This window comes from Delftia sp. ASV31, assembly GCF_016428765.1.
GTDB classification, from domain to species: Bacteria; Pseudomonadota; Gammaproteobacteria; order Burkholderiales; family Burkholderiaceae_C; genus Comamonas; species Comamonas acidovorans.
Map to the genome: position 1 here is coordinate 1 of NZ_JAELTK010000123.1, position 13,129 is coordinate 13,129.

General features: G+C 68.9%; 12 protein-coding genes, 1 pseudogene and 1 riboswitch. Of the genes and pseudogenes, 7 read left to right on the forward strand and 6 right to left on the reverse strand.

Annotated elements, in window-relative coordinates:
• Positions 1-659, reverse strand: a pseudogene (locus tag JHD82_RS26920) (permease); the annotation flags it as partial.
• Positions 660-676: 17 nt separating this feature from the next.
• A complete protein-coding gene (gene purM / locus JHD82_RS26925; RefSeq protein ID WP_013803658.1) occupies positions 677-1,729 on the reverse strand; it encodes a phosphoribosylformylglycinamidine cyclo-ligase in 1,053 nt (350 codons plus the stop codon).
• Positions 1,730-2,052: 323 nt separating this feature from the next.
• Between purM and hda the strand changes: the two genes are divergently transcribed.
• The 5 genes from hda to JHD82_RS26950 all read left to right on the forward strand — a co-directional run bounded on the left by hda (position 2,053) and on the right by JHD82_RS26950 (position 7,406).
• On the forward strand, positions 2,053-2,751 hold the full coding sequence (gene hda, locus JHD82_RS26930; protein ID WP_026062235.1) for a DnaA regulatory inactivator Hda: 699 nt from the start codon (positions 2,053-2,055) through the stop codon (positions 2,749-2,751).
• A gap of 88 nt (positions 2,752-2,839) precedes the next feature.
• Positions 2,840-3,541: an HAD family phosphatase gene (locus JHD82_RS26935; RefSeq protein WP_012204110.1), complete on the forward strand. Its 702-nt coding sequence runs from the start codon at positions 2,840-2,842 to the stop codon at positions 3,539-3,541.
• Entirely contained in the window at positions 3,538-5,127 is a 1,590-nt protein-coding gene (gene pcnB, locus JHD82_RS26940) for a polynucleotide adenylyltransferase PcnB (RefSeq protein WP_012204111.1), read from the forward strand. Before JHD82_RS26935 ends, pcnB begins: the two co-directional genes overlap by 4 nt.
• A complete protein-coding gene (gene folK / locus JHD82_RS26945; RefSeq protein WP_199139825.1) occupies positions 5,102-5,641 on the forward strand; it encodes a 2-amino-4-hydroxy-6-hydroxymethyldihydropteridine diphosphokinase in 540 nt (179 codons plus the stop codon). The genes pcnB and folK overlap by 26 nt, the downstream gene beginning before the upstream one ends.
• A 139-nt stretch (positions 5,642-5,780) precedes the next feature.
• The gene (locus JHD82_RS26950) at positions 5,781-7,406 is read left to right on the forward strand and encodes a glycosyltransferase family 39 protein (RefSeq protein WP_199139827.1); all 1,626 of its coding nucleotides are present in this window, start codon (positions 5,781-5,783) and stop codon (positions 7,404-7,406) included.
• A 9-nt stretch (positions 7,407-7,415) separates the two neighbouring features.
• Here JHD82_RS26950 and JHD82_RS26955 read toward each other — a convergent pair whose 3' ends face one another.
• Complete coding sequence (locus JHD82_RS26955) at positions 7,416-8,384, reverse strand: tripartite tricarboxylate transporter substrate binding protein (RefSeq protein ID WP_043781175.1); 969 nt, start codon at positions 8,382-8,384, stop codon at positions 7,416-7,418.
• Positions 8,385-8,475: 91 nt separating this feature from the next.
• Positions 8,476-9,528, reverse strand: coding sequence for a CDP-6-deoxy-delta-3,4-glucoseen reductase (locus JHD82_RS26960; RefSeq protein ID WP_012204115.1), 1,053 nt, complete (start codon positions 9,526-9,528; stop codon positions 8,476-8,478).
• A gap of 69 nt (positions 9,529-9,597) precedes the next feature.
• Between JHD82_RS26960 and JHD82_RS26965 the strand changes: the two genes are divergently transcribed.
• Positions 9,598-10,617 carry an SDR family oxidoreductase gene (locus JHD82_RS26965; RefSeq protein WP_199139829.1) on the forward strand — a complete coding sequence of 340 codons (1,020 nt, stop codon included), beginning with the start codon at positions 9,598-9,600 and terminating at the stop codon, positions 10,615-10,617.
• Position 10,618: 1 nt separating this feature from the next.
• On the opposite strand, the gene JHD82_RS26970 is transcribed toward JHD82_RS26965, so the two are convergent.
• Together JHD82_RS26970 and JHD82_RS26975 are read right to left on the reverse strand one after the other, a co-directional pair.
• Positions 10,619-11,290, reverse strand: a complete 672-nt coding sequence (locus tag JHD82_RS26970) for a DUF4124 domain-containing protein (RefSeq protein WP_199139831.1) — start codon at positions 11,288-11,290, stop codon at positions 10,619-10,621.
• Between the two features lie 97 nt (positions 11,291-11,387).
• The gene (locus JHD82_RS26975) at positions 11,388-12,041 is read right to left on the reverse strand and encodes a hypothetical protein (protein WP_199139833.1); all 654 of its coding nucleotides are present in this window, start codon (positions 12,039-12,041) and stop codon (positions 11,388-11,390) included.
• A 278-nt stretch (positions 12,042-12,319) separates the two neighbouring features.
• A riboswitch (FMN riboswitch) is annotated at positions 12,320-12,488 on the forward strand.
• A gap of 109 nt (positions 12,489-12,597) precedes the next feature.
• On the opposite strand from JHD82_RS26975, the gene JHD82_RS26980 reads away from it, so the two are divergent.
• Positions 12,598-13,129, forward strand: a 532-nt coding sequence (locus JHD82_RS26980; RefSeq protein WP_199139835.1) for a 6,7-dimethyl-8-ribityllumazine synthase, incomplete at its 3' end; no start/stop codon positions are given.

Below are 13,129 nucleotides of genomic sequence, written 5' to 3' on the forward strand. Positions count from 1 at the left end.
ATCCAGAACTGCGCCGCCACGATCTGGCGGAAGGCCAGCCCCATGAGCCGGATGCGTTCGCGCAGCGCAGCCACCAGGGGCGGGCGGCGCGTGGTGATGGGGCGCACGGCGGCCAGCGCGCCGATGATCAGGCCCACATAGGCGTAGAGCAGGCCGGTAAGCCAGGCGCGGCCCGCATGGGCCAGGGCGCCGGCCTTGGCCGCCAGGTAGCTGGCCAGCAGGTGCTGGATTTCCTGCGCGCCGTCCGGCAACTGGTCGGCCATGTCGGCGGGCAGCTTGTCACGCAGCTCCAGCACCGTGTGGGCCAGATAGTCGAGCAGTTCGCGGTACTGCTGCGGCGCGTCGGTGATGTAGGTGCGTGTATGCGAGAGCGCGCCGCTCAGCAGGGCCAGCGGCGCAAGAATGACGATGGTGGCTGCCACCAATTGGGTCCAGCGCGGCAGCGAGCCGCGCCGGGCCTTGGGCTGGGCACGTGCCAGCAGCCCGGCAAGGGCGCGCGTGACCAGAAAGCCCACGCAGACACAGAGCATGCCCGGCAACAGCCCCTGCCACATGATCAGCAGCAGGGCGCCTGCCATCAGCACATAGCTGGAAAGCGTCACGCCGCGCGTGGGCGCGGGCTGCGGGGAGATGATGGGCGAGGGCAGGTGCTGGGTCATGCGCTGCGGGCCCGTGGTCAGCGGACCTCGACAGGCTCGCCCTCGCCGCGTGCGGCGATGCGTCCGATGGTGTAGACCGTCTCGCCCAGCTGCTTGAGCGTGGCGGCCGTGGCTTGGGCAGCTTCGGCGGGCACGACAACGACCATGCCGATGCCGTTGTTGAAGGTGCGGTTCATTTCCACGGCGTCGATGCCCGCCGTCTTCTGCAGCCAGGCGAACAGCTCGGTCTGGGGCCAGCTGCCGGCATCCAGGTGGGCGGCCAGGCCTTCGGGCAGCACGCGGGGGATGTTCTCCAGCAGGCCGCCGCCGGTGATGTGGGCCAGCGCCTTGATGGGGTGCTGCTCCAGTGCGGCCAGCACGTTCTTCACGTACAGGCGCGTGGGTTCCATGATGGCCTGCTTGAACGGCTTGCCGTCCAGCGATTCGGGCAGGCTGCCCTGGGCTTCGGCGCGCTCGATGCACTTGCGCACCAGGGAAAAGCCATTGGAGTGCACGCCGGCCGAGGCCAGCCCCAGCACCACGTCGCCTGCGGCCACGCTCTGGCCCGTGAGGATCTTGGATTTTTCGACTGCGCCCACGGCAAAGCCCGCCAGGTCGTATTCACCGGCCGGGTACATGCCGGGCATTTCAGCGGTTTCGCCGCCGATCAGTGCGCAGCCCGACAGCTCGCAGCCGCGTGCAATGCCGCCGACCACGGCAGCGGCCGTGTCCACGTCCAGCTTGCCGCAGGCGAAATAGTCGAGGAAGAACAGGGGCTCGGCGCCCTGGACCAGCACGTCGTTGACGCTCATGGCCACCAGGTCGATGCCCACGGTGTCGTGCATGTTCCACTCGAAGGCCAGCTTGAGCTTGGTGCCCACGCCATCGGTGCCCGAGACCAGCACGGGTTCCTTGTAGCGCTTGGGCACCTCGAACAGCGCGCCGAAGCCTCCGATGCCGGCCATCACGCCTTCGCGCATGGTCTTCTTGGCCAGCGGCTTGATGCGCTCGACCAGCGCATCGCCAGCGACGATGTCGACGCCGGCGTCTTTGTAGGAAATCGGGGTAGAGGAGGGGGCAGAAGAGCTCATGGATGGGTACGGTGCGGTAGGCCCGATGCCGGGCTGGAACCCCGGGATTCTACGGCGCCGGCCGCCGGCAGGCGCGCGCGCCAGTGGGCTTCGAGGGGGCTTTCGTTGCACATGCGGGCCGGCTGCCGCCGTGCCGGGCGCCGCGCAGACTAAAATCCCTCGTCCGCCCGGGAGCTCCCGGGCGTTGTCCGCCTTGCCGCAGCGCTGCGCCGAGGCGGGCCTGTCTTTGCTCTCAACCCAATGCCGTTGCCGATTCCTCTGCCTGCTTTTGCCGCATGGACCCGCCTGGATACAGGAAAGGGGGCGCTGCGCGTATGTCGCAGATGAAGCAGCTGGCTCTGGATATCAGCATGGCGTCGAGTCCGACGCTGTCGCGCTTTTTCGTCGGTCCCAATGCCGCAGTGATCGATCATCTGCGCCACTGGGTGGGCGACGGCCGCATGCAGACTGCCCGCACGCCGGTGCCCACCTATCTTTGGGGCGAGTCGGGCTCGGGCAAGACCCACCTGCTCAAGGCCGTGCGCGAGGCGCTGCGCGAGCAGGGCGCCATGGTGGGCTGGATGGATGCATCCACCCTGTTCCCGCCGCCGTTTGACGAGCGCTGGGCGGCGGTGCTGATGGACGACGTGGACATCTACACTCCGCTGCAGCAGGCGCGGGCCTTCAACTGGTTCGTGAATGCGACGAGCCCGGCCACGGGCTCGCCGCGCTGGGTGCTGGGAGCCGGCCCCCTGCCGCCGGCCGACCTCAAGCTGCGCGAGGATCTGCGCACGCGGCTGGGCTGGGGCCATGTGTTCCAGCTGCAACTGCTCGATGAAACCGCGCGCCGCGCGGTGCTGCGCCAGGAGGCCGATGCCCGTGGCGTTTTTCTGGGCGACGATGTGATGGACTACATGCTCAAGCGCTTCTCACGCGACCTGGGCAGCCTGATGCAGCTGCTCGACATGCTCGACGGCTTTGCGCTTCGCAACAAGCGCGCCATCACCATCCCGTTGCTCAAGACGATGCTGGAAACCGAATGAGCCCACATTCTCGTGTGGGCAGGGACTGCGGGAGCCGGCGGAGCCTGCGTTGCAAGGGCAGCGCGGGACCCATTTTTTTAGGATATGCATGACCTCTGATCAGAAGCAACTCCGGCCCCGGCTGGCGTTGTTCGACCTGGACCATACGCTGCTGCCGCTCGATTCGGACTACGAGTGGGGCGAGTTCACGACGCGCATCGGCTGGACCGATCCGGCCGAGTTCGGCCGCCGCAACGCCGAGTTCTTCGCGCACTACCAGGCCGGCACGCTCGACGTGCACGACTATGTGCGCTTTGCCACCGAGGCCTTCTGCGGCCGTGGCGCGCAACAGGCCGGCGAGGCGCATGAGCGCTTCATGCGCGAGGTGATCACCCCCGCGATCCGTCCCCAGGCACTGGAGCTGCTGCGCACGCACCAGCAGGCGGGCGACCAGATCATCATCGTCACGGCCACCAACGAGTTCGTGACGCGCCCCATTGCCGCCGCACTGGGCGTGCAGGAGCTGATTGCCGTGGAACTGGAGCGCGACGCCCAGGGCTGGTTCACGGGCGAGATCCGTGGAACGCCCAGCATGCGCGACGGCAAGGTCCAGCGCATGCAGCAGTGGCTGGATGCGCGTGGCCTGGACTGGGGCGGCGTGGAGAGCTTCTTCTACAGCGACTCCTGGAACGACGTGCCCCTGCTCGAGCGCGTGGACCATCCCGTGGCCACCAACCCCGACGCACGGCTGCGCGCCCTGGCCCAGGAACGTGGCTGGCGCATTCTGGACCTGTTTGGCGAAGCACCATGATCAAGAACATCATCGACAAGCTGCTGGGCAAGACCTCGGCTGCCCCCCGCGCCCGCAAGTCCCCCTTCGGCAAGCGCCAGGAAGTGCCCGTGCAGGTGCACGGCATCGACCCCAACCTGGTGGATCGGCGTGCCATCGACGTGGTCGAGACGCTGCAGGACGCCGGCTACGAGGCCTACATCGTCGGCGGCGCCGTGCGCGACCTGCTGCTGGGCCTGCGCCCCAAGGACTTCGACGTGGCCACCAATGCCACGCCCGAGCAGGTCAAGGGCCTGTTCCGCCGCGCCTTCATCATCGGCAAGCGCTTTCGCATCGTGCACGTGGTCTATGGCCGCGGGCGCGAGAACGAGGTCATCGAAGTCTCCACCTTCCGCGCCTTCCTGGACAACAGCGCGGCCGAGGCCGTGAGCGGCAACGAGCGCACCAGCAAGGCCCAGCTCGCCGGCATGCACCATGCGGTGGACGCCAGCGGCCGCGTGCTGCGCGACAACGTCTGGGGCCCGCAGGACCAGGACGCCACGCGCCGCGACTTCACCATCAACGCCATGTACTACGACCCGCGCACGCAGATCGTGGTGGACTATCACAAGGGCATCGACGACGCCAAGAAGCGCATGCTGCGCATGATCGGCGACCCGGCCACGCGCTACCGCGAAGACCCGGTGCGCATCATCCGCGCCGTGCGCTTCGCGGCCAAGCTGGCGGGCAAGGGCTTCAAGATCGAGCCCAAGACCGCCAAGCCCCTGGTGGAGTGCGAGCCGCTGCTGGCCGATGTGCCGCAAAGCCGCCTGTTCGATGAAATGCTCAAGCTGCTGCAGACCGGCCACGCGCTGGCCTCGGTGGAGCAGTTGCGTGGCCTGGGCCTGGCACGCGGCATCTACTCGCTGCTGGATGTGGTGGTCGAGCGCGCGGAGCAGCCCTTTGTGCGCGCCGCGCTGACCGACACCGACCGCCGTGTCGAGGAAGGCAAGCCCGTGGCGCCCAGCTTCCTGCTGGCCTGCGTGCTGTGGCATGACGTCAAGACCGGCTGGGAGCGCCGCCTGAACCAGCGCCAGCACCCCTTCCCCGCGCTGCAGGAATCCATCGACGAAGTGTTCGACCAGCGCATCGGCGATGTCTCGGGCCGCGGCAAGCTGGCCGCCGACATGCGCGAGATCTGGGTCATGCAGCCGCGCTTTGACAAGCGCACCGGCGCCACGCCGTTCAGCCTGGTGGCCCAGCCGCGCTTTCGCGCGGGCTTCGACTTCATGCGCCTGCGCGCCGACATCGGCGAGGTCGATGAAAGCCTGGCCAGCTGGTGGCAGGAGTTCCAGAACGCCGACGACGCGCGCCGCGACGACCTGATCGCCCAGGCCCGCGACGAGCAGCGCGCCCGCCAGCGCAGCGCCGAGCCCAAGGTGCACCGCGTGGCCAAGGCCCGCCCCGCGCGCGAGGACGCCGGCGCTGGCGAAGCGCAGCAGGCCGACGCACCTGCCGCCGCCTTGCCCCAGGTGGAGGGTGAGGAAGGGTCAGCGCCCAAGAAGCGCCGCCGCCGTCGCCGCAAGCCACAGGGTGGTGGTGATGGCGCCGTGGGCGGGGATGACTGAGCCGGGGCACTGGGTCGCCATTGGCCTGGGCGCCAATCTGGGCGACCGGGGCCAGGCGCTGGCCCAGGCGCTGCAGGCCATTGGCGGCCTGCCGGGCACGCGCCTTGTGGCCGTGTCCTCTCTCTACAGCACGGCGCCCGTCGACTCAAGCGGCCCCGACTACCTGAATGCCGTGGCCGCCGTGCACACCACGCTGCAGCCGCTGGCGCTGCTCGATGCGCTGCAGGCCATCGAACTGGCGGCCGGCCGTGAGCGCCCCTACCGCAACGCGCCGCGCACGCTGGACCTGGACATCGAACTGTGGGACGACGAGCGCATCGCGCTGCCGCGCCTGAGCGTGCCGCACCCGCGCATGCACGAGCGCGCCTTCGTGCTCGTGCCGCTGGCCGAGATCGCGCCTGAGCGCATCACGCCCGCGCAGCTGCAGGCCGTGGCGGGGCAGGGCATCGTGCGCAGCGCCGGGCCCGGCTGGCACCTTCCGGATGGCGGGGCCTTGGCGAACGGCTCCCGTTAAGGCGGATTTAAGAGCCGGCCACGACATTGTGCGCGGGCCCGCAATCGGCGGGCCGGGAGCACGATATGCATCATGGATTCGGAAGGCTGGCGCGCCAGCGTGTGTATGAGGCTGCAAGGGCCGGGGCCGGGCTGTGGCAATGAGGTTCTTCTCACCAGCCGGCATGGCCGAGGCGCTGCCCGTGCCGGATCTGTCGCACCGGACCAGGGACGCCAGCGGGCTGGCCGGCGACCTCGCCTGCATGGCCCTGCTGGTGCTGGCATGGCTGGCCGCCACGGCATGGGCGCGTCCGCTGATGCTGCCCGATGAGGGGCGCTATGTGGCAGCCGCCTGGGAAATGCTCCATTCGGGACAGTGGCTCACGCCCACGCTGGACGGCCTGCCCTTTTTCCACAAGCCACCGCTTTTCTACTGGATCACGGCCGCCTCGCTGAAGCTGTTCGGCATGGGTGAGCTGGCCGCGCGTGCGGCGCCCATCCTGGGTGCGACGCTGGGCGCGCTGGCCCTGTATGCGTTCACGCAGCGTTGGCTGGGCCGGGCATTGGCGCGCCGGGTGCTGCTGGTGCTGGCGGTACAGCCCCTGTTTTTCGTCGGCGGCCAGTTCGCCAATCTCGACATGCTGGTGGCCGGGATCATCGTCGCGACGGTCCTGGCCCTGGCCCATGTGGCGCTGTGCCTGGAGCGTGGCCTGCCTGCCCGGCATGTGCTGGTCCTGGCGTATGCACTGGCGGCCCTGGGCGTGCTGGCCAAGGGCCTCATAGGCTTTGTGCTGCCCGCGCTGGTCATCGGCAGCTGGATGCTGATGCGCGGGCGGTGGCGGCTGCTGCCTTCGCTGCTGTCGCTGCCGGGTTTTGCGTTGTTCGCTGCCATTGCCGTGCCCTGGTTTCTTGCCATGCAGCAGCGCTTTGATGGCTTTTTCCACTATTTCTTCGTGGTGCAGCATCTGCAGCGCTTTGCATCCTCTGGCTTCAACAACGTGCAGCCCTGGTGGTTCTACGTTGCCGTGCTGGTGGTGATGGGCCTGCCCGGCCTGCTGTGGTCGCGCGCCCTGCTGCAGCGGGACTACTGGCGCGCCGGTGGCGACGGGCTCCTCGCATCGGTGCGCCTGCTGATGGCCCTGGCCGCCGGCTGTGTGCTGGTGTTCTTCTCGCTGCCCCAGTCCAAGCTCATTGGCTACATCCTGCCGGCCGTGCCGCCGCTGGCATGGCTGATGGCGGATGCCAGCCTGGCGGCTACAGGCTCCTCCGGCCCGGCGGGGCGCCGGCGTGCCTGGCTGGGCTGCATGGCCCTGAGCGCGGCCCTGGGGCTGGCGGCCGTGGCGGGCCTGGCCGTCAGCCATGTGCATTCATCGCGCGAACTGGGCCTTGCCCTGAAGTCCCAGCGCCATATGGGCGAGCCTGTCTACATGCTGGACGGCTACTGGTATGACGTGCCGTTCTATGCGCGGCTGCGCGAGCCCGTCCCCGTGGTGGGGCGCTGGGATGAGGCGTCCATCGACCTGCATGACAACTGGCGCAAGGAGATGAAGGATGCCGCAGGCTTTGCGCCGCAACTGGGGCGCTGGCTGCTGCCGCAGCCTGAGCAGTTGCCGGCCCGGCTGTGCGCGGCCGGGGTCAGCTGGGTCGTGGGAGACCAGAACGCGCGCCGCAACTATCCGTTTCTGGTGCAGCAGCCCCTGGCGAGGGACCAGGCTGCAGCGTTGTGGCGCGTGGACAGCCGGGAGCCCGGCATGGCCGCAGCGCTGGGCTGCGGCACCCGTCCCTGAGGCCGGGCGTCAGTCCACCTTGGCGCCGGAGGCCTTGACGATGGGCTGGTACTTGGCGCGCTCGGCGGCCATGAACCTGTCGAATTCGGCGGGCGTGGAGGACACGGGCTCGGCCATCAGGGTCTCGAAGCGGGTCTTGGTCTCGGGCGCGGCCAGTGCATCGCCAAAGGCCTTACTCAGCTTGTCCAGCACGGGCTTGGGCGTGCCGGCCGGGGCCACCAGGCCCCACCAGGTGTCGATGGAAAAGCCGGGGAAGGTCTTGGACAGTGCGGGCACGCCGGGCAGCAGCGTGGTGGGGTTCAGCGTGGTCACGGCCAGCGCCTTGAGCTTGCCCGAGCGGATGTTGGGCGCTGCGGCGGCCAGGTTGTCGATGTTGAAGTCCACCTCGCCCGACAGCAGGGCCAGCTGGGCCGGGTTGGCGCCGCGGTAGGGCACGTGAAGGGCGAAGATGCCGGCCTTTTGCTTGAGCATTTCGCCCGCCAGGTGACCCGCGCTGCCGTTGCCGCCGCTGCCGTAGTTGAGCTTGCCGGGGTTGGCCTTGGCGTAGGCGATCAGGTCGGCCACGCTGTGGATCTTGAGCTGCTCGGCACGGGCCGCGTTCATCACCAGCACATTGGGCACGCGCACCATCTGGGTGATGCCGGCGAAGTCCTTGCCCGCGTCATAGGGCATCTTGGCGTACAGCCAGGGATTGACGGCATGGGTGGCCGTGGCGGCCAGGCCGATGGTCATGCCGTCCGGCGTGGCGCGGGCAATGGCGTCGGCGCCGATGTTGCCGCCGGCGCCGGCCTTGTTGTCGATGATCACCACTCCCAGGGAGTCACGCACCCGCTCGGCCAGCGCGCGCGAGGTGATGTCCAGCGGACCGCCGGGCGCATAGGGCACGATCAGGCGGATGGGCTCTTGCGCCAGGGCAAGCGGGGAGGCCAGGGCAGCAGCGGCCGCCATGACCGAGAGAAGGCTGTTTCTACGGTTCATAGGGGCGCTATTGTGCAAAAAAATTGCGACACCTGGCTGCGCGCAGGTATGCAGAGCAGTTTTTCTGCGTATTGATTGATCTGCCCTGGCTTCAGGCTGCCTTGTCGGCTTCCGTGGTGAATGCGTCGGCGTAGAACTCTTCGTCGGGCAGGCCACGCTGGTGCACATAGGCCTGGTGCGCGGAATCGACCACGATGGGCGCGCCGCAGGCATAGACCTGGTGGCCCGAGAGGTCGGCAAAGTCGTCCAGCACGGCCTGGTGCACGAAGCCCGTGCGGCCGGTCCAGGCGTCTTCGGGCAGGGCATCCGAGACCACGGGCACGTAGCACAGTTGCGGCATGGCTTCGGCCTGTTCGCGCACCCAGGCGTCCATGTAGAGGTCTTCGGGGCGGCGGCCGCCCCAATACAGGGTGACGGAGCGGTGGATGTCCTTGTGGCGGATGTGCTCCAGCAGCGCCTTGATGGGCGCGAAGCCCGTGCCCGAGGCCAGCAGGATGACGGGCTTGTCGCTGTCCTCGCGCAGGAAGAAGCTGCCGAACGGGCCTTCCACGCGCAGGATTTCCTTTTCCTTCATGGCGCCGAACACATGGTCGGTGAACTTGCCGCCGGGCATGTGGCGGATGTGCAGCTCCAGCCCGGGCGCCGTGTCCTGCACGTGGGGGGCCGTGGCCATGGAGTAGGCGCGGCGGGCGCCGTCGCGCAGGATGAACTCCACGTACTGGCCTGCGTGGTAGCGGAACTTGTCTGCGGCGGGCAGTTGCAGGCGCACCTGCATCACGTCGTGCGACTTCTTCTCCAGCGTGGCCACGCGCACGGGCATTTTCTTGATGGGGAAGGCGCTGGCATCGGTGACCTGGCGCGACTCCAGCACCACCGAGGTGGCCGGCCTGGCGCAGCAGGTGAGCACATAGCCGTCGGCCTCTTCCTGGGCGGTCAGCGCCTTGTCGGCATGCGGGCCATGGGTGACATCGCCACTGAGCTTCTTGCACTTGCAGGAACCGCAGGCACCGTCCTTGCAGCCATAGGGCAGGCCCACGCCGGAGCGGATGGCGGCGGCCAGGATGGTCTCGCTGCCCTGCGTGGCGAAGGCGCGGCCGCTGGGCTGTACGGTGATTTCGTGGGAAGCGTTGGCTATCTCGGTCATGTTCTCGGTATCCTCGGGGGCGCTGGCGGGCGCGTGGAGCGCGCCGGCGATCTTCTTTCCCGGACGGACATGCCGCTGCCGCGACCGGCGGCGCGCGGGTGGCCGCCCTCGCAACAGGCCAGGATTTTGCCCTCAAACCAAAACCCATTGGGCGCGCTGCCGGCGCGCTTTCGACGCGAACGCGTGCTCATCGTCGGCTGCGGCGACGTGGGGCTGCGCGTGGCTGGTGCATTGGCGGGCGCGCCCGGCGCGCGCTCAGGTGCCGCACGACGGGGCCCGCGCGTGCTGGCCCTGACGCGTGGCGTCGAGCGCCTGCAGGATCTGCGCGGGCGCGGCATCACGCCGCTGCTGGGCGATCTGGACGCACCAGCCACGCTGCGCCGTCTGGCCGGCCTGGCCACGCGCGTCGTCCACCTGGCGCCGCCTCCCAATCCGCCCGCTGGCCAAGAGGGCTGGTGGCTGGACCCGCGCACCACGGCCCTGCTGCGCGTGCTGCGCCGTCGCGGCCGGCCGGCGAGCCTGGTCTATGGCTCGACCTCCGGTGTCTACGGCAACTGCGAGGGCGCCTGGATCGACGAAAGCCGCCCGCCCGCACCGGCCACGGCGCGTGCCCAGCGCCGCGTGAACGCCGAGCGTGCCGTGCGCTTTGCCGGGCGCGGCGGGCTGCGCGCCAGCATTTTGCGCATCCCGGGCATCTATGCGCCGGACCGGGAAAACGGCACGCCGCGCGGGCGCCTGCTGCGCGGCACGCCCCTGCTGTGCGCCGCAGAGGATGTCTACACCAACCACATCCATGCCGATGACCTGGCCCGCGCCTGCGTGCGGGCGCTGTGGCGCGGCCGGCCGCAGCGCATCTACCACGCCAGCGACGATACGCAGCTGCGCATGGGGGACTATTTCGACTTTGCTGCCGATCTCTACGGCCTGCCGCGCCCCGCGCGCATCACACGCGAGCAGGCACAGCGCGAGCTGCCGGCCAGCCTGCTGAGCTTCATGGGGGAGTCACGCCGCCTGCGCAACCAGCGCCTGAAGGCCGAGCTGGGCCTGCGCCTGCGCTACCCCACCGTGGAGCAGGGCCTGCGCGCGTGAATCAGCGCGGATGGATGCCGCCGTTGGTGTCGTAGCAGCGGAATACGTTGCAGTGCGAGATGGGCGCCGAAGGCGGCAGCGGCTGCGGCGGCACGGGGCGCCCGACGATCCACGGCCGGTTGATGGCATTGGGCTGCAGTGCGCGCGATTGCTGCAGCTGCTCATAGGCCTTGGGGCCCAGGCAGGCCATTTCCATTTGCTGCTGGGCGGCCTGGCTGCGCGGGCCCCAGGTGGCGGGATCGGGATTGGACTCGGCCAGGATGGTGTCCAGACGGCGGCGCGCCTGCTGGCAGGCAGGTGAGTCGCCGCTGTCGCGCTGTGCAGAGTTCTCGCGCTCGCGCCGGCTGCGTGCCTCGCGCTCCTGCTGCTGGGCGCGCGTGCGGCGCTCGGCCTCTTCGCGGGCCAGTTGCTGGTTCTTGCGCTCTATGGCGGCGGCGGACTGCGCGCGCTCGCGTTCCAGTTCTTCGGGGCTGGGGGCTTCCTGCACCTGCACGCGGTTTTCGCCGTCCTTGCAACTGCTGTTGGTGTAGGTGACGCGGCCGGTCTTGGCATCCGTGCAGCGGATGACCTGGGCCGAGGCCGCGCCTGCGGTGAGCGCCACCACCAGCGTTGCAAGCATCGGTACAAGCGCCGCCAGCGCCTGGCGCTGGCAAAGGTCTTGGGTGCGGTGCATGGCGGTTTCCTTTCCCATCACAAACGGCACAGGGATGTGGTGCATTGCCGATTATGGTGCGCAGCGCAGGGGGCTGGACATGCCGCTGGTCAGCCGTTCAACGCCAGTGGCGCGGATCCTGCGTGGGGTAGGGGTTGCCGCCGCCCTGGCTTTCGCGCTGCATGCGCTCGATGGCGCGTTGCTGCTGCTCGCGGTCACGCTGCTGCTGCTCCCGGTCGCGTTGCTGGCGTTCACGATCGCGTTGCTGCTGGCCCTGGTCGCGCTCGCGGTCCCGCTGCTGGCGCTCGGCTTCGCGGCGCTGCTGCTCCTGCATGCGTTCGCGCAACTGGCGGTCGCGGTCCTGTGCCTGACGGTCACGGTCCCGGTCGCGCTCGCGCATTTCACGCTCGCGCTCCTGGCGGTCGCGCCACGCGTCGCGGTTGCGCTCCTGCTGAATGCGCTCGCGCTCGTACTGCAGGCGATCGCGCTCACGCTGCAGGCGCTGGCGCTCGTACCAGCCGTTGTCGGGATAGGCGGGCTGCGTGGGATAGGAGGGGTAGATGACGCCGCCGCCGGAGGGGTAGCTGGGGTAGGTCGGGTAGCTGGGATAGCTGGGGTAGCCGGAGCCCATGTTCGAGTAGCCATCGGGCGGCACGGCGCAGGCGGTGACCAGGGCGGCGAGGCCAAGGCCGGCCAGCAGGCGCAGCGTGCGCAGGGGGCGCAGGTCACGCTGCTGGTGTGGCTGCGTGGTGGGGGCGTTGGAACGGGGCATGGTATGGGGTCCGGGCAAAGGCGTGTTTCCTGTCTGGATCTCTTCCTATGACGTTTGACAGGCCGTATTGGTTGACCTGGGTCGTCCTTGCAAGGCAACAAGGGCGACAGCGGAGCTTCTATTTTGATAGCAATTCGCCCATATTCTGTAGGTGTTGCCAGATGAATTGCGCAGGCGTGGTGCGCAAGGGTGCCTGCCGCCCCGATCGCGGCAATGGCTTGCGGGCGCGGCTAGAATGGCCTCTGTCTTTGGCGGTGCGCAGTCCGTGCGCCGCAAAGCAGCGTTCTCAGGGCGGGGCGAAATTCCCCACCGGCGGTATCTGGATCTGTCGTTCGGCATGTGTCCAGGAGCCCGCGAGCGCCCGGCAAGCCGCAAGGCCGGCCGGGGTCAGCAGATCTGGTGAGATGCCAGAGCCGACGGTCACAGTCCGGATGAAAGAGATCGCGCAGCACCTGCATGGCAGGCGCCATGCCCATGGTTGTCCCATGGGCTGCGCCGCGCCATGCGGCGCCATGGCGCGCGCCCTGATTCATTTGTCTCATCTTGAAAGAGCACCATGAATCAGACTCCTGTTTCCTTGAATTTCTCCGCACACGGCACGGCCTCGGGCACGCCGTGGAGGGCCGTTGCGGGCCGCAGCCGCGTGGCCGTCATCTGCGCGAGCTGGCATACCGATGTCGTGCACCAGGCGCGCGACTCCATGGCGGCCGAGCTGCAGGCCCAGGGCGTGGCCGCGCAGAACATCAGCCACTTCAATGTGCCCGGCGCCTTCGAGATCCCGCTGCTGGCCAAGAAGCTGGCCGACACTGGCCGCTTTGACGCCATCATCGCCTGCGCTCTGGTGGTCAATGGCGGCATCTACCGTCATGAGTTCGTGTCCTCGGCCGTGATCGACGGGCTGATGCGCGTGCAGCTCGACACCGAGGTGCCGGTGTTCTCCGCCGTGCTCACGCCGCGCGACTTCCACGAGCACGGCGACCATGTGGAGTTCTTCCGCGCCCACTTCGTGAAGAAGGGCGTGGAGGTGGCCCATGCCTGCCTGGCGGCCCTGGACCAGCTGGCCCAGGTGCAGGCGCTGGGCCAGGCCC